At 44.0% G+C, this 20289-nt stretch carries 19 protein-coding genes and 1 pseudogene; 11 read left to right on the forward strand and 9 right to left on the reverse strand.

All coding sequences use genetic code 11. The features are described from left to right. Positions 1-19: 19 nt before the first annotated feature. Together R7P72_RS12620 and R7P72_RS12625 are read right to left on the reverse strand one after the other, a co-directional pair. Positions 20-1840 (reverse strand): annotated as a pseudogene (locus R7P72_RS12620) (putative bifunctional diguanylate cyclase/phosphodiesterase). A gap of 183 nt (positions 1841-2023) precedes the next feature. Next, entirely contained in the window at positions 2024-2911 is an 888-nt protein-coding gene (locus R7P72_RS12625) for a LysR family transcriptional regulator (RefSeq protein ID WP_025768470.1), read from the reverse strand. A gap of 105 nt (positions 2912-3016) precedes the next feature. Here R7P72_RS12625 and R7P72_RS12630 point away from each other — a divergent pair, with 105 nt between their 5' ends. From R7P72_RS12630 to R7P72_RS12640, 3 genes are all read left to right on the forward strand, one after another. Further along, positions 3017-4210, forward strand: coding sequence for a multidrug effflux MFS transporter (locus tag R7P72_RS12630; RefSeq protein WP_005375499.1), 1194 nt, complete (start codon positions 3017-3019; stop codon positions 4208-4210). A 176-nt stretch (positions 4211-4386) separates the two neighbouring features. Then, positions 4387-4734 carry a hypothetical protein gene (locus tag R7P72_RS12635; protein WP_005375501.1) on the forward strand — a complete coding sequence of 116 codons (348 nt, stop codon included), beginning with the start codon at positions 4387-4389 and terminating at the stop codon, positions 4732-4734. Positions 4735-4867: 133 nt separating this feature from the next. Further along, positions 4868-5002, forward strand: coding sequence for a hypothetical protein (locus tag R7P72_RS12640; RefSeq protein WP_017635854.1), 135 nt, complete (start codon positions 4868-4870; stop codon positions 5000-5002). A 127-nt stretch (positions 5003-5129) separates the two neighbouring features. On the opposite strand, the gene R7P72_RS12645 is transcribed toward R7P72_RS12640, so the two are convergent. The 3 genes from R7P72_RS12645 to R7P72_RS12655 all read right to left on the reverse strand — a co-directional run bounded on the left by R7P72_RS12645 (position 5130) and on the right by R7P72_RS12655 (position 8081). Further along, positions 5130-5744 carry a glutaredoxin domain-containing protein gene (locus R7P72_RS12645; protein ID WP_005375543.1) on the reverse strand — a complete coding sequence of 205 codons (615 nt, stop codon included), beginning with the start codon at positions 5742-5744 and terminating at the stop codon, positions 5130-5132. 43 nt (positions 5745-5787) lie between these two features. Then, complete coding sequence (locus tag R7P72_RS12650; RefSeq protein ID WP_005375542.1) at positions 5788-6645, reverse strand: DMT family transporter; 858 nt, start codon at positions 6643-6645, stop codon at positions 5788-5790. 464 nt (positions 6646-7109) lie between these two features. Then, positions 7110-8081 (reverse strand): porin, encoded by a 972-nt coding sequence (locus R7P72_RS12655; RefSeq protein ID WP_005375535.1) that lies wholly within the window; start codon positions 8079-8081, stop codon positions 7110-7112. A gap of 609 nt (positions 8082-8690) precedes the next feature. On the opposite strand from R7P72_RS12655, the gene R7P72_RS12660 reads away from it, so the two are divergent. Together R7P72_RS12660 and R7P72_RS12665 are read left to right on the forward strand one after the other, a co-directional pair. Then, a complete protein-coding gene (locus R7P72_RS12660) occupies positions 8691-9749 on the forward strand; it encodes a porin (RefSeq protein ID WP_005375532.1) in 1059 nt (352 codons plus the stop codon). Positions 9750-9969: 220 nt separating this feature from the next. Continuing rightward, entirely contained in the window at positions 9970-10584 is a 615-nt protein-coding gene (locus R7P72_RS12665) for a fumarylacetoacetate hydrolase family protein (protein ID WP_017635857.1), read from the forward strand. Here the strand turns inward: R7P72_RS12665 and R7P72_RS12670 are convergent. The 3 genes from R7P72_RS12670 to R7P72_RS12680 all read right to left on the reverse strand — a co-directional run bounded on the left by R7P72_RS12670 (position 10581) and on the right by R7P72_RS12680 (position 12509). Beyond that, a complete protein-coding gene (locus tag R7P72_RS12670) occupies positions 10581-10892 on the reverse strand; it encodes an AzlD domain-containing protein (RefSeq protein WP_005375528.1) in 312 nt (103 codons plus the stop codon). The two genes, R7P72_RS12665 and R7P72_RS12670, sit on opposite strands and share 4 nt — an antisense overlap. Then, positions 10892-11602 (reverse strand): AzlC family ABC transporter permease, encoded by a 711-nt coding sequence (locus tag R7P72_RS12675; RefSeq protein ID WP_054578691.1) that lies wholly within the window; start codon positions 11600-11602, stop codon positions 10892-10894. Before R7P72_RS12675 ends, R7P72_RS12670 begins: the two co-directional genes overlap by 1 nt. A 79-nt stretch (positions 11603-11681) precedes the next feature. Further along, positions 11682-12509, reverse strand: coding sequence for an AraC family transcriptional regulator (locus R7P72_RS12680; RefSeq protein ID WP_005385198.1), 828 nt, complete (start codon positions 12507-12509; stop codon positions 11682-11684). Between the two features lie 229 nt (positions 12510-12738). On the opposite strand from R7P72_RS12680, the gene R7P72_RS12685 reads away from it, so the two are divergent. Then, on the forward strand, positions 12739-13371 hold the full coding sequence (locus tag R7P72_RS12685) for a LysE family translocator (RefSeq protein ID WP_005375522.1): 633 nt from the start codon (positions 12739-12741) through the stop codon (positions 13369-13371). Between the two features lie 79 nt (positions 13372-13450). Then, entirely contained in the window at positions 13451-13873 is a 423-nt protein-coding gene (locus R7P72_RS12690) for a GNAT family N-acetyltransferase (protein ID WP_053303770.1), read from the forward strand. Between the two features lie 98 nt (positions 13874-13971). On the opposite strand, the gene R7P72_RS12695 is transcribed toward R7P72_RS12690, so the two are convergent. Next, complete coding sequence (locus tag R7P72_RS12695; protein ID WP_213906908.1) at positions 13972-15666, reverse strand: phospho-sugar mutase; 1695 nt, start codon at positions 15664-15666, stop codon at positions 13972-13974. A gap of 330 nt (positions 15667-15996) precedes the next feature. Between R7P72_RS12695 and coxB the strand changes: the two genes are divergently transcribed. From coxB to R7P72_RS12715, 4 genes are read left to right on the forward strand one after another with little or no spacing between them, the layout of a single operon-like run. Continuing rightward, on the forward strand, positions 15997-17160 hold the full coding sequence (gene coxB / locus R7P72_RS12700) for a cytochrome c oxidase subunit II (RefSeq protein ID WP_053350487.1): 1164 nt from the start codon (positions 15997-15999) through the stop codon (positions 17158-17160). After that, positions 17157-18788: a cytochrome c oxidase subunit I gene (ctaD, locus tag R7P72_RS12705; RefSeq protein ID WP_017821601.1), complete on the forward strand. Its 1632-nt coding sequence runs from the start codon at positions 17157-17159 to the stop codon at positions 18786-18788. Before coxB ends, ctaD begins: the two co-directional genes overlap by 4 nt. Before the next feature lie 20 nt (positions 18789-18808). Next, a complete protein-coding gene (locus R7P72_RS12710) occupies positions 18809-19348 on the forward strand; it encodes a cytochrome c oxidase assembly protein (RefSeq protein ID WP_017821600.1) in 540 nt (179 codons plus the stop codon). Positions 19349-19399: 51 nt separating this feature from the next. Continuing rightward, positions 19400-20284, forward strand: coding sequence for a cytochrome c oxidase subunit 3 (locus R7P72_RS12715; protein WP_213906907.1), 885 nt, complete (start codon positions 19400-19402; stop codon positions 20282-20284). Positions 20285-20289 lie beyond the last annotated feature (5 nt).

A 20289-nucleotide genomic window follows, 5' to 3' on the forward strand; every position in this document is an offset into this window, starting at 1 on the left:
CAGCAGTCTGTTCAGTACGTTAGGCACTCCGTACTTCACGTTCATTTATCAGGTGTACGATTTCTTCAACACTGTGTGGACGAGAGTAAAAATAACCTTGGATGTAGTGGCAGCCCATTTCAATTAACTTTTGCAGTGCTCTATCGTCTTCTACGCCTTCGGCAATCAAATCCACATCAAGCAGCTCTGCCAATTGCGCTATCAAAAACACCACTTGTTCAGAGGTTGTATTTGAGAGCATGTTCTGCACAAAGGTAGCATCGATTTTGATGCTATCAATCGGATAATTGTGTATATAGTTCAAGCTTGAGTATCCCGTACCAAAATCATCCAGTGCGACTTTAAAACCCAAGTATCGCAACGAGTTAAGTACCATCTGTTCACGGCCACTTTGTGAGAGTAAGACGGTCTCGGTGAGCTCTATAACAAAGTCTTTTGCTTCGTGCTGATACTTTTCAACCATGTTGGTTAAGTGATTAATATAACGGTTGGAATCAACCAGCTCATACGCTGAGCAATTGATGGAGAGTTTGACTTTATAGCCTAGGTTCGCTTCGAGTTCTTGCTTTGCGATACACGCGAGTTCAATAATCCGTTCACCTAACTCGATAATCAGGCCTGATTGTTCGGCAGCTTCAATGAACTCCGCTGGAGAGATATTTCCATAGATATTGCTATTCCAACGAGTCAAAATTTCAAAGTAATTCCAGCGGTCGCTCGTGATATCGACGATCGGTTGAACCACTACATACAACTCATCGCTGTCTTGTATATCAGTACTTAGCTGGATTCGCATTGCCTCAATAAGCTGCGTCCTACGGTGGTATAAAGCACTAAGGTGTGTGTCGTAATGCTAAATCCGTGTATCGCGGTGTTTTTTACAATCTTTGAGAGCGAGACTGGCATTCAAAATCAGCTCATCGCTGTTCAACATATGTACTGGGGCACGCGCAATACCAATACTAACGGTGAAAGAAATCCGGTTAGATTTGTCGCTGTAGCCACTTTCAATTTTGTCGAGTACTTCCTGACACACGGCGACAGGATCTTCGTCGTACGTGATGAAGGCGAATTCATCTCCTGCGACACGGAACGCATTGTTTGGCGACGACAAGCTCTGTTGAATGGCGTTAGCTGTGAACTTAATGATTTGGTCGCCGATATAGTTTCCGTTGATATCATTGATCGATTTGAAATTATCGATATCAAGATACGCCAAACTGAATGGGCGAGTCGCCTGCTGCGTTAATGTCTCCAAGGTATCAGCTAAACAGCTACGGTTGAGCAGTCCAGTTAGGTTATCATGCGATACCTCATAGCTAAGCTGATTAAGAAGCTTATCTGAACGTTCACTGACCCACTTTTCACGTAAGCTATGAATAATGACATTGGCATAAAATCGGTGGAAGTCGAGGATATCTTGCGCTTCTTTCGCGTGGATGCTTCGGGTAAAGGTAGACAGTAAAATTCCCAGAACTTCGCCATTTTGTGTCTTCAATGGCAGGCCAATGTAAGCTTGAATGCCATCTTCTTGAAACATCTGATCTTCAGGAAAACGCTTGTATACCTGGTCTTGATAGAAAATATGTTCGCCAATGTCTTTCGCCACTTTTTCACAGGGGGTGCCTGAAAGGTGGTAGCTTAGGTTGTCTGTAATTTTTCCATTGCTGGCGAAGGAAATGGTATGAGCCGAATGCTGAAGATGCGCAACTTCTACAACGCAAGTGCAATGGCTCTGCAAGTGTTGATGAATATCTAGCGTGACTCGGTTTAGCTGAGCCGTGCCGTTTAGCTTCAATATCTCATCAATTTTGTGGAAACTGATTTGTACCTGACCCATTGAGCATTTCACCTAGCGTTGTTATTAACATATCGTGTAAGACACGACGAATTATTATTTGATATGCATCAAATAAACTATCGGTTACTAAGGCAGATTTTTCAAATTTTGTGAACGAACAAATCATTATTTTCATGTTTTTATGCTTGAACCTTTTAAAGGTATAGCGATAAAAACGCTAAGCTAGGCGCGCTTCTCCTCTTCTAATCGTGATTTGAGATAATCGAGGAATAGCTTAGTCCGGGTATGCTGATAATCCAGCTTTGGATAGTAGGCATATACAGTGGCTTTATCCGCTGTGATATCGGGCAGGATAGGGACTAACGCGCCGGATTTGAGATCATCTTTGATCATGACGTTGTTCGTCATCAGAATACCCATGCCTCTTTTGGCACCATGAAACAGCGCTTCTGGGTTAGTCGTGGCAAAGTTACCGGACAAGCTGATACGTTTACCTCGATTGGTTTTGATTTCTCGTGAGGGCTTTTCACCCCAAATCAGGACATTATGCTCTGTCAGATCCTCAACGCATTGTGGGGTGCCGTATTTTTTTAGGTAACTAGGCGCAGCGTAAAACTGGGCTTTATGTTCGAAAAGCGCAGTGGCTTTGAAACTCAGAGAGTTCAGTTGCTCTAATTCCCGGCTAATAAACAGGTCTAAGCTTAGCTCTGGCAATTGGCCTGGTAGCGTTGTCGTTAATTGAAGCGTGATGTCTGGATATTTATCAAGAAAATCATCAAGATAATGAACTAGAAACTTGGAACCAACGGCCAGCGTTGCCCCAATTTTTAATAGCCCCGCTGGTGATTGGTTGACTGAGCGAGTTTCATCTAATACCGATTGCCATGAATCAAGCTGACTTTTTGCTCGTTGATAAAACAGCGCACCAGCTTCAGTTTGGCTAATTGAGCGGGTCGTACGTTTGAGTAGTTGAACGCCAATTTTATCTTCTAGCCATTGAACTCGCTTACTGATAGCTGAGCTGGTGGTATTGAGTTTCCGCGCTGCTGCATTAAAGCTACCTTCTTCGACCACACGAATATAACTCTTCACGCTTTGAATCCAGTCCATTATGTCTCCTTGGGAATTAATTCCTTTCCAACTTAGCTGATTATCATCTTTGAGTATCAAATATACACTGTTTGCCATCAATCTGTCACAAAGTAGGAGGAACGTTTGCGTAAAACACCATTGTTATTAGCGATGATGATCATTGCCACAGGCCAAGTTGGCGTTAGTATTTATCTTCCTTCTTTACCATTGATTGGTCATGACTTGAATTTGCCGCAACATTCGATTCAGAATCTCGTGACGCTATTTCTCGTTGGCTTCGGTATCTCTCAGCTTTTTTACGGCCCATTGTCTGATGCGATTGGTCGTCGGCCGGTGTTTATTCTGGGGCAAAGTGTATATCTAGTTGGTACGGTTATTTGCATCGCGTTTTCGGACAACATTGTTGCCCTTGAAGCGGGACGGTTACTGCAAGGCCTAGGAGCGGGCAGCGCTTCGGTACTTGGTCGGTCTGTACTGCGTGATAGTTATGACGGTATGCAATTAACCAAAGCGCTATCTTATATTTCAGTCACTGCTTCAGTGATGCCAATTATTGCTCCGCTGTTTGGTGGCTGGATTGCTTTTCACCTGAGTTGGCATGCTGTCTTCGTGTTTGTGCTGATTTACTTAATGGCAATTTTTACACTTGGTTTATTGGTGCTGCCAGAAACGCTGCCTTATCCGAAGAGAAAATTTAAAGTAGGCGAAGTAAGCGCGAACTATTTGCGTCTGTTAACGAATACACAAGTGATTGGTAGTGCGAGCTACAACTGGCTTAGTTATTTATCGGCTCTGGTTACGCTCTCCTTGTATCCATTTTTAATGCAACAAGAGTTAGGATTAACGGCGGCAGATTACGGCTCTTTGATGATCATACCATCAGTTGGTTTGCTGACGGGTAGCTTAGTGCTGAATTTGATCAATGCTCGTTACAAAGCTCAGCAAATCTTGCTGATGGGTTTCGCGATTGTTGCTGTTGCTGGCTTCATGTTGTTGGTTATCCCCTTCAGTGTATTTTCATTGCTGACGGCATTCACGTGTTTAAGTTTTGCTCAAGGGATGTCATTCCCAGTATCGATCAGTTTGCTACTTTCACCACATAAGCAACAGGCAGGCGCGGTTTCTGCGCTATCTGGTTCTATTCAAATGTGTTTAGCAGGTTTGTTTGGTGGGTACTTAGTAGACTCATGGGTTACGAATCAGCAGCAGCTTGGGGTGTTTTATTTGTTTATTGCGTTACTTTCTTGCTTTGTTCTTGTACTAAGCCAATTTCGTAAAGTGCCAGAAGGGACGGTTCAAGCAGAAACTTCCATCTGAATATACTTGCAACCAGAAGGTCGGCTTTCTAAAATGCGCAGCTAAATTAAGTCTGGCCTGTTGTGTATACTGAATGACTTGGTTTGAAAGGAAGAGGGCGAACCTTGATACTTCTCTCAAGCTTGGAATACATTTCTGCCCAATGGCTATCCGATCTCTAATCGTTAGGTGAAAGAATGCAACAAAACGAATTTGAAACACTGGTAAAAGAAATTACTCAGCAAGAAAGCATGCCAAAGGCACTTGAAATCTTGAAGGCGTGTGAGGAAGAAGAAGTTGCACAAGCGGCGCAATCCCTAACGGGTCAGTTTGGCCTTGCAGAAGTTGATGGTGAGAAACGTATTTACCATATTACCACTCAAGAAGATGAGTCCGGAGAAGAGCAAGAATACGTAGAGCACGTCATGAATGAAGGCGATCACTTGATCAAGTTTGCAGCGTGGTTCTTTGAAACATTCTTTGAAATCAAACAGAAAGATACGTACGTCGCAGCGGGTAAAACATACCAACAACCTAAGCGATAGACGCTCATTTCAAGAAATCCACGAAAACCAAACTGAAAGTTAATTACAAAATAAATGTGACTGGAGTCTTGTTTTTATCTAATTGTGGTGTAAAATTACTACATAGTTAAGTCAATACATTCAGGAGAAGGTCATGGGTAACGAACTTGGTGGTGCTTATATTGGCCAGATGATTGCAAAAGACGCGATGCACAAAGCGCTTTACGGTAAAGCGAAGAAGAAAAAAGCTTCTGTTTTTGCTCGTGTTATTAAAAAACTGGCGAAATAATTTAAAAAGCCCTGATTGAAAAATCAGGGCTTTTTGCTTTTCTCTGTTTTGTTGTTAGTAAGTAGCCAACATATTGCACAACATTGGCAAAACGCTACTCAAAGACTGATGACATTTAAATCTAGAATTACGCGGATTGGCTTGGTATCTCCACAACATTGTTAGGCACTTTATCTAGCCCCTTTGCTGATAACCACTTTTCTAAATCGTCAGCGCCTCCAATATATTTTCCATCTAACCAGATTTGCGGCACTGTTACCGGTGTTTTTTCGCCAATGATGGCTTTTACTTCAGGAATCATGCGGTATAAGGCGGCGCTGTCTTTAACTACATCATGGTACTCATACTGAACGCCAGCCTCGTCAAGTAATTGTTTGGTTTTGACACAGTAAGGGCAAGTTGCTTTACCATAAACAATGTTGCCTTTTAGCTCATCGCGTTTTACCCACTCAGCAATAACAGACTGTACAAGCACACCCCGATTCAATGCTTCTCCTTGGCTGATAACTTTCCCTTCGACAAGAAGAATGGGTGCATGCCAAGCACCAGCTTTTAATGGTTCCCACCAGTGCGATAACCAATCTTTTACTTCAAGTTCAACGGGCACATCGGCTAGTTCGTTTTCAAAAGTATCCTTTAAAATATCTTTGGTTAATGTACATTCACCACAAGGAATATTGACTTTGAATGGGCCCCAACTACCAGCCCAGCGATACAGTGTAATTTTGATTGGTTGACTCATATGGGTTCCTCATTTCCTTTCCTGAAAATATAGAACTTTTAAATTAGATTTTTCTTTCAACTAACTTTGTCTTTTTCGCTTCCCAATGCGTAATAAACGCAATAGATGCAATAATAATCGCAGCACCTAACCATAAACGACCAGGAGGCACCCAACCAAACACCAACCAACCAGCAACAACATTCAAAGGCAGTTTGGCGTGATCAAATGGTTGCACAAATGAGGCGTCTGCTACTGCATATGCTTTAACGATAGCCCATTGAGCGAGTGCTGTAAGTGCACCTGCGGCTAAAAGCACACCCCATATCGTCCACGTATCTGGCATAGTAAACGTCGGTATCGCTAACAAGATATTAAATGGCGTTATCAGCAGTAATAAATAGACGACCATGGTTGAAGGCGGATCGTTTACCGACATTTTTTTAACCATTAATGAATACGCTGCCCAGAAAAATGCGGCGCCAACAGGGAGCAGGGTCGCCCATGTAAATGAGTCTGCCCAAGGCTCAAGAATGATCATGGCACCAACAAACCCCGTCAATGTAGCGAGCCAGCGTGCAGTACCTACTTTCTCTTTGAGTAACAAGCCAGAACCAACTGTGGCAAATAACGGGGAGGTCATGAGAAGTGCAATACCTTGCCAAATTGGAACTGGGTAAGCGAGAGCCCATAACCAAAGTTGAATCCCGATAACAGAGAGAAAAATGCGGAATGCATGCCAGCCAAAGTGTTGGGTTCTTAAAGAACGTCTAATCCCAAGTGTACGTAGGTAGGGCAGAATAACAAATAAGGCGATTGCATATTGGAATAACGCAAATGTGGTGGAGGAGACACCAAAGTTGATGCTAGCAATTTGGGCGAAGCTGTTCACTATGGCGAATGCCAAGCCAGCTGTTAGCATCCAGGACGCACCTTGAACAGGATGATGATTCAATTGAAAAATTCCAGTTTGATAGAGGTGGCGGGATCATACGTCCTATTGTTTTTCGCGCCAATAAAAAAATGCCTCCCAGAGGGAGGCGACATTACCAATTCAAAGGACGTGCCTGTTATAACAGGTACAAAGAACGAGAAGCACAAACGCTGCCATGCATTTGCATAAATAATATTGCAGAACACGTGCCAACTTTTATATATTTGATTTTAAATGGTTTTTTGGTTTTTCTATGTTGTCGATTAGATGAAATGCACTAACTTAGTGATCAATCGCATTAAAAGAGGGCAGAAGTAGGCGTCGTTACGCTCGTCTTTCATTGCTGAGCGATGCTTGGATAGTGTGAAAACTTATCGAGTTGTGTTGGGTTAAATAAAAAATGGCCAGCAAAGGTGCTGGCCAAGTGGACTCGCTCTTAGGACAAGAGTGAATTAGAAATCGTAACGTACGCCTAGGCGCAGTGTATCTTCGCCTTCTGTTACTAGACCTGTTGTTGCATCTTTTGCTTCATCAAGTTGGTTGATGTAGTAAGACAGGTAAGTACGGAAGTTGCTGTTTAGTTTGTAGTAACCAACAAGCTCGATACCTTCAACGGTGTCGTACTTTGAACCGTTGTCTGGATCATTCTCTTGAGCTGTGTATAGAGCTGCAAGTGTCACTTTGCTTGCTACTTTGTAGCTTGCGACTAGCTCGTAAGCCGTAAAGTCTTCAGAGTCAGTCAGGGAACCTTGAGAATAAGTACCTGCTAGGTAAAGGTTGTCCATCGAGTAAGCGATACCACCTAGAATTTGATCTTCAGAGTTATCTTTATCTACATCGCCACCAGAGTATGCAAGACCAAAGTCGAGGCCCATTGGTAGTGAGTACATTCCAGAGATGCCGTATTTATCTTCGTTATCGCTAGAGTTTGCTTGGTAGGTTGCTTGAAGTTGTAGTGCATCAAACGCACCACGGTATGCGAAAACGCTGTCTTGCTTATCAGAAGACGAATCAATAACTTGCTGAACACCAGAGAATTCAGTGATATCCGTCATGTCAGAGATGATGACTGCAGCCATGTCTTGACGACCTACAGAGAAAGCACCGATATCAGAGTCGACGCCTGCATACATGTAGCGGTTTTTGAATTCACTCTTGCCCGTTTTTTGTTCGGCTTCGTAAACACCGAAAGCAGAAAGGCCGTTGCCGATGTCTGTTTTACCTTTTAGGTTAAGACGAGCACGGCTTTTATCTTCCATAGAACCTTCAACTTCAGCACCGTCTGAACCGATGAAGTCACCACGAAACTCAACGCGGCCGCCAACTTTTAATTCAGTACCGTCGTTTTTGTATACAGTTGCTGCGAATGATGGTGCTGATACCAATGCTGTAAGAATTGCAGTAGTTAGTGCTGCCTTTTTCATTTTCTTATTACCCTAGTTGTAATCGATGGGCTTTCTTGCCCGATGTGTTGATGACGCTAAGGTAAAGGCTGAAAATGAAAGATAGATTTCTGTTAAGTTATGATTTGATTGCACTTTTATTGCTGGCGAGAATAAGTGCCCCTTCTCATACCACTTATAAAAAGAAAGGTTTATCTTTTTTGAGGTTTTTTCCTCTCCGCTGAAGACTGTGTTTTTTTCAAAAAGTTCCTGAATTGTTTCTTGACCCTAAATGTAAGTAAACATTTCAATTCGGCAGGGAAGTTTGGCCTAAAAATAGCGAATCATCAGCTATTTGTGAGCTAACTCTCTCTAAAGCATTTCTTATTGTAAGGTTTTTATTTCTCGATTTTTTGAAGGCTAAGTAAACGATTGCTTTTTAGGTTTTGTCTGAGATCTTTTCACTCGGTTGTCAGGAACTAATCAAATAAAGTATCGGCAGTTGTTACACAAAGGTAAAACTAATCTGGTGGAAACGATGCCTCGGATAGCCTTTGTATTCCTCTCTTTGTTCATCATTTCGTTTTTACGAAAGTGAACCAAAGCCGGGTCTAAAACTGACTAACCAACTAATAAGTAATGGATTTAGAAATGAATAAAAAATTATTAGCAGCGGCAATCGCGGCAGCAACCTTCGGTACTCAAGCAGTTGCAGTGGAACTATATAATAACGATGGCACAACATTTTCGATGGGCGGCCACGTTTCTGTTAATTTAAATGGATCAGAGCAAGGTGACACGGATGTGGGTACTAACTCTCCTCGTATCAATATCTCTGCGACACAGGATTTGGGTAATGGCTTCACCGCAGACGCACGTGGTGAATGGGCGCTAAACTACTTAGACGGTGGTGAAGAGTCGTTTAAAACTCGTCTAGGTTACTTAGGTGTAACGCATGAGGTTTATGGTCGTGCAGTAGGTGGTACGCAATGGTCACCTTACTACGATGTCGCAGGTATTGCAGATATGCCAATCGCGTTTGCCAACGACTTCATCTATGACGATCATGGAAACCTTGGCACAGGCCGTGCGGATAAAATGCTTTCTTACCGTAATGCCATCGAGTTGGGTGAAGCGGGGGTGATCAACTTTGGTCTTGGTTGGCAGGGTGCAAACGATGATTACACACGCAACGATGCTGGAGTTATAACTGGCGGTGCCAAATACGATGACCGTGTGCAAGCTGCGCTTTCTTACTCAATCATGGGCGCTAAAATCGGTTACTCTTACAGTGGCGGTGATTTCCAGCACCCTGCATATGCAGGTAAGCACACGGCGGAATCACACGTTGTATCAGCATCTTACGGTGCGTACGGCCAAGGCCTATTCCTTGCTGCGGTTTATGGTTCAAACGAAAACATGAACTTCAGTGCAAAAGGCGACCGTTTAGAAGAAAGTGATGCGTACGAAGCGATCATCGCATACGCTCTAGCAAACAGCCTAAACTTGAGTGTTAACTATGAGATGGTGGAAGGTAAAGAGTTTAAGAGCTCTAAAACAGAAACTGCTCGTGAAGAAATGGCACTACAAGCAGAATACAACTTCACGCCTAAATTTGTTGGTTACGCGGGTTACCAGTTTGACCTAAATGACGACAATGGTCGTGAAACTGATGACAAATGGGCGTTAGGTGCTCGTTACTACCTATAATAGGATTTAGCGAGAACTATTATTCAGCTCATTGATCTAAAGCCAGCCTCGTGCTGGCTTTTTTGTCTATTTGTTTTACAAATACTTTGCTGTTTCAATTAGATGATACAAAACTCAAAACGGGGTGAATGTCTTATTTTTTACACTAGAGGTTGCTATTTAGTGTCGTTAAGTCAATAGGTTAGATTATGATGGGATTTTTGTTTTGCAGGGAAGAATGATGAGTGTTATTCAAGTTGAAGAAAAGAAAGTAGAAGTGGGTAAAGTGCTTTGTGTTGGACGAAATTACGTTGAACATATTCATGAGCTTAATAATGCAATGCCTGAGCAAATGGTGGTATTTAATAAACCCGCAACTTCCGTATCAACAACTCTGCGTTCATTCCATCAAGAGCCCCTTCATTATGAGGCTGAAATCTGCTTTTTGATCAAGGATGGACGTTATTCAGCGGTTGGTTTGGGATTGGATCTGACCAAGCGTGGTTTGCAATCCTCGCTTAAAAATCAGGGGTTGCCGTGGGAGCGAGCTAAGGCATTTGATGGCTCTGCTGTGTTTAGTCGGTTTGTCTCTTTGGATAACATTGATATCAATGATCTTAACCTTGAGCTCTTAATCAACTGTGTTCGTGTACAAAAAGGTCACGTTAACCAAATGCTCTATCCGCCGCTAACTATCCTGGATGAATTAACCAGTTACACAACACTTCAAGATGGCGATGTAGTGATGACCGGTACACCAAAGGGCGTTGGTGAGGTACATGAAGGTGACATCTTCCTTGGTCGATTAAAGTGTGGCGATGTCACCTTGTTGGAGATTGAGTGGTTGGCGGATTAAAGCCAAATTCGTAGAACGAGAAATACCACCATACTGATAACCGTCGTTAAAAGAACATTTTTAGTAAAATACGCGATTAAAGCAGCCAGTATGGCAGCCAGTAAAAATGGGTTTTGCACATTGACGCTGAGCTCCCCATCTGGAATGAAAACGATAGGTGCCCAGATCGCAGTCAGTACTGCTGGGCTAGCGTAATTGAGTACTTTTTGAGTGCGCGTCCCTAATCGCAATGGTAGCTTGGGTTCTAAAAACAAGTAGCGGCTGGTGAAAACAAGTACCGTCATCAGTAAAATAGCCAACATGATCATTAGCGTTTCTCCTTTACTTGTTCCACAAAGTAACCAGTAAGCATGGCTAAAATGCTCGAAATCATCAAACTTCCCTCAATTTGATAATAGGTTAGGGCAACCGAGCTCACCAAAGCCACAAGAACACTCGCGAGCACCGCTGCATTTTTAATAGTCGGAACTACAATTGCGATAAAAGTTGCGGCCACAGCAAATTCCAAACCCATTTCGTTCAGTTCAGGGATTAGACTTCCCGCAATAATGCCCGTCAATGTCGCGACATTCCAAAACAGGTAAAAACTCAGACCAGCCCCAAGTGCATACCAGCGATTAAATTGTTTATCGGAATGGTGGCCTACAATCGCAAACAGCTCGTCAGTAAGTAAGAAGCCGAGTGATAATCGCCATTTTAGAGGGAGCGGTGCAATTTTACTGCGCATCGATACACTGTAGAGGAAGTGTCGAGAGGTGATAAAAAACGTTGTCAGTAACATGGTCACTAGACCTGCTCCCGTTTTAATCATTCCCATCGCGACGAGCTGTGCAGAACCTGCGAACAAAATGGCGGATAGTGCTTGTCCTTCCAAAGGGTGAAGCCCAGTATCAATTGCGAATGAGCCTGCGAGTAAGCCCCAAGGGAGCACTGCGATACTCAGAGGCATCATCGCAAGTGTACCTTGCCAAAATAGCGTGGCTTTTGATTCTTTTTGTAACGGCAAAGTGTGGTCCATAGTTTCTTCTTATTTATTCCTAAATCAGATTACCAAGATAGCTCGGTAGTCGCATAACGCCTTGTACAATATTGCTGCTTTAGCTGTGACGGACGTATTGGCCGGGAGTGACGCCCATGGCTTTTTTAAAGTGTCGATGCAGATGGCTCTGATCATGGAAGCCACATTCTTGTGCCACGTCTGAAATTTTTTGTCCCATTTTTAATAGCTTCTTCGCCATACGTAAACGTTGCTGAATTTGATAGGCATGAGGCGGAAAGCCAAATTGCTTTTGAAACTCTCTCAGCAGATGAAAAGGGCTTAATCCAGACAGTTTCGCGAGTTCTTCTAGTGAGACGTCCGTTTGTGGAAAGTCTTCCAAAAATTCTCTGACTAGCTGCACTTGTCGCTGAGCTCTGGTTGACTCTTTCAGTGGTGCCCGATGAGTGCTGTGTTTACTGGCTAGCTTGATCAACGTGCCGTAAACCAAAGTTTCTCTCAATAAACGGTTGTCTGATTTTTCTAGTGTTTCAAATACCAGTCGTAACTGACTAGCCAGCTCAGGATCGTAAACCACAGGTTGAGGGAAATAGGGCAGAGCTACATTTGGTGAGCCAAGCTCTTGTCCTAAAGTTTGAAACTGCTGAGGTACGGGGTACATTGCTTTGTATTCCCAGCCGCCTTCCGAGGCTGAATGCCCGTTGTGTACTTCATCTGCATTAACAAGGATGATGCTGTCCTGTGGCGCGATATGATTCCCGCCCGTCCTAAAAAATTGTTGTGCCCCTTTTTCGATGACACCAATAGTGTAACCTTCGTGGCTATGGCGTGAAAAATTCTGCTTCTCATACTTTGCATCGAGAAGCTCTAAACCTCCGAGCTCTTGAGCTATCTTGAAGGTAGCGATTTCCTTATTCTTTTCTTTCATCTTTATCCGGTCTGCTCAAGAAAATCATTTTAGAAGTGTAACGGATCCATCGTGCTTATTTTTGTACAAAATTGCTATTCGATTTTGATAAACAGGCGAATTGATTGCTATTTTTCATATGGGCAAACTATGATTTTTATTTTTTGAATTATCTTGGCTATTTTGGGCTGGATGATGTCATTTTGTTGGTATAACATTCGCCGCCTTGTTGTAGAAAAGCGGTTTCATCATGATTGATTTATCTGTACTTCCTGTTTATCTCACCGCAGTAGTGGCGTTGTTGCTGTTACCAGGGCCCGATATGTTACTGATAGCGAGCTCTAGTATGAGTTACGGTAAGAAGGTCGGTCTTTTTGCTAGCTTAGGCAATGCGACGTCTGGTGTTATTCTTACTTTGCTTGCTGCGATGGGAGTATCTACCCTGATTGCCATGAGCCCAATAGCCCTTAAAGTCCTTCATCTACTAGGTGGCGCTTACTTGTTAAAAATGGGTTGGGACTGCTTACGAGCTGAGGCATCTTCGGCTCCAGAGCTTGATGGTCAAAACAAAATGGCATCAACTTATTATCAACGTGCTTTGATGAGTAATTTGCTCAACCCTAAAGCCTTGGTCTTTTTTGTGATGTTTTTGCCGCAGTTTGTCTCAAGCAATATCACGGCATCTTCTGGTGAGCAGATGCTAGCGCTAGGGTTGTTGTTGAACGTTCTTGGCTTGTCATTCAATTTATTACTTGTTGGGTTAGCAGGCACATTGGGCAAAGGGCTGCTCGAGAACGAAAAGTTCCGCACGTATCAACATAAACTAATGGGGTTAGTGTTTGTTATTCTGGCGTTGTGGATGCTGAGTAGTTTCGCCTTGTAAAGTTATCATATTCCATCAGAAAGCCAGCAATTGCTGGCTTTTTGTTTTAGGATATTGGTGTTTCCTAGGGAGAGGGTATATGAAGCTTGAATTTTGTTTAAATCCAGATCAAACAGACCTTGATTTTGTTCGTGAAGGTATTCGATCTTATAACCGACTGCATTTACCTGAAGGGGAAGTGCATGCTGTAGGCTGTTTCGCAAAAGATGAGAATGGCAAGATCATGGGTGGCTTGACTGGCGAAATGTTTAAAAATACGGTATTTGTTGAGTTTTTGTGGGTAGACGCTGAAAGTCGAACCTCTGGTCTCGGTAGCCAATTAATGTCGATGCTAGAACAAAGAGTAAAGCCTCACGGGGTTACCCATGTTTATTTGGATACCTACAGCTTTCAAGCTCTTGAGTTCTATCTCAAATTAGGTTTTGAGAAAGTGGGGCAGTACTCAGGCTATCCTGTAGAGGGCATCCACAAGTACTTTCTACAAAAGGAAATTGCAGGCTAGGGAAAGCACGGGTTAGCTTGACTTGTTCTAGTTAAAATCAAAAAAGAGGCGCGAATTTGCGCCTCTTGTTGTATCAAATATCTATGTTTCTCTTTGACTTACAAACTTTGCTGGTGCGCGTCGATAAGTTCGTTCATCTTCGCTTCTGCTGCTTGCTGTGCTTGTTCATAGCTCATATCCGCAGGGAAGAGGTTGATGACTTCGTAGTAACATTTTAGTTTTGGCTCAGTACCAGAAGGACGAACAATCACGCGAGATTGATCTTCTAGGTGATAAATCAATACGTCACTTGCTGGTAAGTCAATGGATTCTTCAGAGCCGTCGTCAAACATGCGAACCGATGTTTTAAGATCTTCGGTTACTGCAACTTTTTTACCAGCAATCTCTGTTGGTGGATTTGCTCGGAGTTTGTCGCCGATTGGTGGAGAGTTCGGGTCGAGAGCGATGCTGCGTTGTGCGTTGAAGTAGAAACCGTGCTCGCGGTACAGCTCTTCCAGTTTATCCCACAGTGTTTTGCCTTGCGCTTTATGCTTGCCTGTTAGCTGTGAAAACGCGACGATTGCAGATAAACCATCTTTATCCCACACCTTGTTACCCACGGTATAACCGAGCGCTTCCTCATAAGCAAACAAGAATGGGTTGGTTTCTGTCTCTTGTTCCATGGCAACGTTAGTAAGCCATTTAAAGCCAGTTAATGTTTGATAGTATTGTGCGCCATGCGCCTTAGCGATGCTACTCAGCATTCTTGAAGATACGATGGTGTTGCCAACCAAAGCGTTAGGTTGCTGTTCCAACAAGTAATCGCCAAACAGTGAGCCCACCTGATCACCCGTTAGCATTTGATACTCGCCATCTGGGCGTTTAACTGCCACGGCAAAACGGTCCGCATCTGGATCGTTAGCGCAAGCGATATCGGCATCTACGGACTTACCTAACGCCATCACCATATCCATTGCACCGGCTTCTTCAGGGTTTGGGAAGTTGACGGTTGGGAAGCTTCCATCAGGTTCGCGCTGTTCCTTAACACTTGCCACTTTTTGGAAGCCTGCGTCGGCAAGTAGCGTTTCCGCCATATTCGCGCCAACGCCATGCATTGCGGTGTAAGCAATAGATATATCGGTATTGTTGTCAGGAGTAAGCAGCGCGTTTTCGTTCATTGTCTTACGGTAAGTTTGGTAGTAGTCGTCTTCCAACCAAACTAACAAACCGTGCTGTTTTGCATCATCGAGAGACATTAAAGGTAATGGCTTCGTTGTTGCGTCATCAATTTTCGCTGCGATTCCAGAGTCGTGTGGAGGAATAATCTGTGCGCCATTCTCCCAATATACTTTAAAGCCATTGTATTCTGGTGGATTGTGACTGGCAGTAACAACAACAGCGGCCGCCGCATTCAATGTACGGACACCAAACGCGACAATTGGGGTTGCTGCAACGTCATACGTTAGGTAAACCTTGATACCAAGGGCCGTCAGTACGGATGCGGTATCATGCGCGAATTGTTTTGAATCGGGACGACCGTCGTAGCCAATAACGACACCACGACTCGCGGCATCCTTGACTTGCTCAAGCAAATAGTTCCCTAAACCAGTGGCGGTCTCTTGAATCACCAAGCGGTTCATTCGGTTTGGACCTGCGCCCACTTTGCCACGTAAGCCTGCAGTACCAAAGGCAAGGCGTGAGCCAAAGCGATCAGTAAGCTCTTGTTCATTGTTCGTATCGACGAGGTGTTGTAGCTCTTCACGAGTCTTAGGATCAGGGTCTCGTTTTAGCCATTGCGTAATTAGTGCTGTCATATCAATCATTCCTTAGTAGGGGGAGCCTACTTTCTTGGACACTTCGTTTGGTAAGTATCTCAATGTTTTCTTTTAAATCAATGTAAATGGTTCTCAATTACATTTCAAAGAGGGCAATCGATAAACCGAATTAATTTTTCTTATCCGAACAAAATTTAATCATATTTAATTTCTTGAAGAACCTTGGAACTATAACTAGCCTTTTAACATAAATATAACAAACCGTGTCGAAATCGTAGTTTTTGTGATTTTTCGTAAAGTTGTTCGATATTTGCATCGGGACGCAAGGAAGCTCGCGTAGGCGTAGCGGCTGAGCAGAGGAGAGATCTTTTGAAAAGATTAACGACTACTCTAGCCTTATCACTGAATGTGATTTTAATCACATTTTCCTCTTTTGGTTGGTCAAAGGAAAATGACTACAACATGACAAAAGGGGTCACAGAGATAAGTGGGCAAGTGTATGAATTACATATGCTGATTTTCTATATCTGCTGTGTAATTGCTTTGATTGTTTTTGGTGTGATGTTCTATTCCATCTTCCGTCATCGCAAGTCAAAAGGAGCAGTTGCCGCACATTTCCATGAAAGTACAAAAGTGGAAATTATTTGGACGGTCATACCCATCATCATTCTTGTCGCTATGGCGATTCCCGCAACAAAAACTCTAGTAGCAATGGAAGACACAAGCCAATCGGATATCACGGTCAAGATCACAGGCTCACAATGGAAATGGCATTACAGCTATTTTGGCGAAGATGTTGAGTTTTTTAGTTTGCTTGCCACCAGCCAAAAACAAATTGATGGAATCGAAGCTAAAGGCGCACATTACTTACTGGAAGTAGATAACCCTTTGGTGTTGCCTGTGAATCGCAAAGTGCGTTTTTTGATGACTTCTGATGATGTCATTCACTCTTGGTGGGTACCGGACTTTGCCGTCAAGAAAGACACCATTCCAGGTTTTATTAATGAAGCATGGACAAGAATTGATGAGCCAGGCGTATATCGCGGTCAGTGTGCGGAGCTATGTGGTCGTGCACACGGATTTATGCCAGTGGTGGTGCATGCGATGGAAGAAGAAAAGTTCGATGAATGGCTAGCGAGTAAGAAGGAAGAACTCGCGCTTCAAAAAGCGGCGGCACAAGAAGCGCTCTCTCAAGACTTATCTATGGACGAATTGATGTCGCAAGGCGAATCGATATACACGGCGCGTTGCGCTGTGTGTCATCAGGCAAATGGTGAGGGGATTCCGGGTGCATTTCCCGCGATTAAAGGCAGTCCTATTGCAACCGGAGACGTTACAGAGCACATAGATATTATTGTCAACGGTCGCCCAGGCACCGCAATGCAGGCTTTTTCTAATCAGTTAAGTGACAAAGAAATTGGCGCGGTTATCACATATCAACGAAATGCATGGGGCAACGATACTGGCGATACAGTGCAAGCATCCGATGTGAATGCCTTTAAGGCACAAGACAGTGCTAAGGAGGAAATATGAGTAAGCCAATAGATAAGGCAGTGAAGTCTGCGCCAGCAGAAGCCAGTGCGAACAGTACCATTGCGATTGATGATGGTCACGAGCATCATGCCCCCCAGGGCATCACTCGTTGGTTGTATTCTACAAGTCATAAAGACATAGGCACCCTCTACCTTTGGTTTAGCTTTGCGATGTTTCTAACAGGTGGTGCGATGGCTATGATCATTCGTGCCGAACTGTTCCAGCCAGGGCTACAGCTAGTCGATCCGCAGTTTTTTAATCAAATGACCACGGTACACGGTTTAGTGATGGTATTTGGTGCGGTGATGCCAGCATTTACGGGTCTTGCTAACTGGATGATCCCGATGATGATCGGCGCTCCTGATATGGCGCTGCCGCGCATGAACAACTTGAGCTTTTGGATCTTACCTTTTGCATTTCTTATTTTGTTGAGCTCGTTGTTTTTACCTGGCGGCGGTCCTGATTTTGGTTGGACGTTTTATGCTCCGCTGTCCACGACTTATGGACCAGATAGCACTGCGCTGTTTGTATTCTCTGTGCATATCATGGGTATCAGCTCCATTATGGGCGCGATCAACGTTATCGTGACGATCGTAAATATGCGAGCTCCGGGAATGACTTGGTTCAAGTTACCAATGTTTGTTTGGACTTGGCTAATCACCGCTTTCTTGTTGATCGCGGTTATGCCGGTACTAGCGGGTGCGGTGACCATGGTTCTTACTGACAAATATTTCGGGACTAGCTTCTTTGACGCAGCTGGTGGTGGTGACCCGGTAATGTTCCAACACATCTTTTGGTTCTTTGGTCACCCAGAAGTGTACATCATGATTTTACCGTCGTTTGGAATCATCTCCGCCATTCTGCCTGCTTTCAGTGGTAAGAAGCTGTTTGGTTATCATTCGATGGTTTACGCGACGTGCAGCATTGCATTGTTATCTTTCCTTGTGTGGGCGCACCACATGTTTACCACGGGGATGCCAGTTTTTGCTGAGCTCTTCTTCATGTATTGCACTATGCTGATTGCGGTACCAACGGGGGTTAAAGTCTTTAACTGGGTTGCCACCATGTGGCGTGGAGCTCTGACATTTGAAACGCCAATGTTGTTTGCCATTGCCTTTATTGTGCTGTTTACCATTGGTGGCTTCTCGGGACTGATGTTGGCGATTGTGCCGGCGGACTTCCAATATCATGACACTTACTTCGTAGTTGCCCATTTCCATTATGTGTTGGTATCTGGTGCGGTATTCTCGATCATGGCAGCGGCATACTACTGGCTACCTAAGTGGACGGGTAATATGTACGACCACAAGCTGAGTTTATGGCATTTCTGGTGCTCAATTATTTCCGTCAATGTCCTGTTTTTCCCAATGCACTTCCTAGGCTTAGCGGGCATGCCAAGACGCATACCGGATTACGCCATTCAGTTTGCTGATGTTAATCAAATAGTATCAATTGGTGGGTTTGCATTTGGGTTGTCACAACTGATCTTCTTATGGTTGGTGATCAAGTGTATTCGTGGCGGGGAAAAGGCTTCTGCAAAACCGTGGGAACGTGCGGAGGGCTTAGAGTGGACAGTGCCAAGCCCTGCGCCACATCATACGTTTACTACACCGCCTGAGATTGACTAGCAAAGAGTGGGGTGAGTGACATGAAACCGAATCCATCAAACAAGAAGCTCACAGTGAAGTTACTTTTGGCGACCCTGTTAATGTTTGGCTTCGGCTATGCACTGGTCCCACTTTATGACGTGATGTGCGACGCATTGGGAATCAATGGAAAGACAAGTGAAGTGGCCGCTATTCAACCGACAGGTATGCAGCCGGACATGAGCCGAACTATTCGCGTGGAGTTTATGGCGCATGTAAGCCCAGATATGCCTTGGGAGTTTAGACCCAAAGTGATTTCGATGGATGTTCACCCAGGTGAAGTTGTGCAAACTGAATACCTTGCATTTAATGAAAGCGGGCAGAAGTTGGTGGGGCAAGCCGTTCCTTCTGTTTCTCCCGGGACTGGAGCTGCTTACTTCAATAAGATTGAGTGTTTTTGTTTTAACCAGCAGCCTCTGGATGGTAAACAGCAAGCTCAAATGCCGTTGATTTTTTATATCGAACCGGACTTGCCTGAGTCTATACACACGTTAACGCTGTCTTACACACTCTATAAACTTCCCCCTCCTACAGGCTCTTAGCCACTCAGGGAGAGAGATACAGACCAAGGTTGGTCAGTAAGGAGAGAAATTATGAGTAACAAGCCAGGAACATATTATGTTCCCGCTCAAAGTAGCTGGCCGATCATCGGTGCATTTGCTCTGTTTTTGGTTGCTGTTGGCGCAGGCATGACCGTCCAAGGGACACAAAGTGGCGGTGCAGTGGGAACCATTGGTGGCATTGTGCTAGCGGTGGGTTTCTTGTTCTTGCTTTACATGTTGGCTGGTTGGTTTAGTAATGTGATTACTGAATCACTGAGTGGAAAATACAGCTCGCAAATTACTCGTTCTTTTCGCCAAGGAATGAGCTGGTTTATCTTTTCTGAAGTGATGTTTTTTGGTGCCTTTTTTGGTGCCTTATTTTACGCCAGAATGATTTCTGTGCCTTGGTTAGGTGGGGCAGATAATAACTTCATGACTAACGAAGTCCTGTGGCCAACCTTCGAAGCGATGTGGCCACTCACACTGACACCGGGGGGAGAAACAACACAAGCTATGCCGTGGCAGGGCATACCCCTTACCAACACTATCTTGCTGCTATTGTCGTCTATTACGCTACATATGGCGCATATAAGCCTTGAACAAGACAAAAGAACGGCACTGATTGTTTGGTTAGAGATAACCATCGTACTTGCTGGCTTTTTCCTATATTACCAAGCGGTTGAGTATGTTCATGCTTATCAAGACATAGGGCTCACGTTGCAGTCCGGTATTTACGGTAACACGTTCTTCATGTTGACGGGATTCCACGGTTTACACGTTTGTCTTGGGACTATCTTCTTAATCGTGCTGCTGTTCAGAATCGCTAAAGATCACTTTTCGCCAAAGAACCATTTTGCCTTTCAAGCGGGCAGCTGGTATTGGCATTTCGTGGATGTGGTTTGGTTATGTCTGTTTGTGTTTGTTTACGTATTTTAGGCTCA

It is taken from the genome of Vibrio sp. Vb0888, assembly GCF_033338835.1.
Classification (GTDB): Bacteria; Pseudomonadota; Gammaproteobacteria; order Enterobacterales; family Vibrionaceae; genus Vibrio; species Vibrio alginolyticus.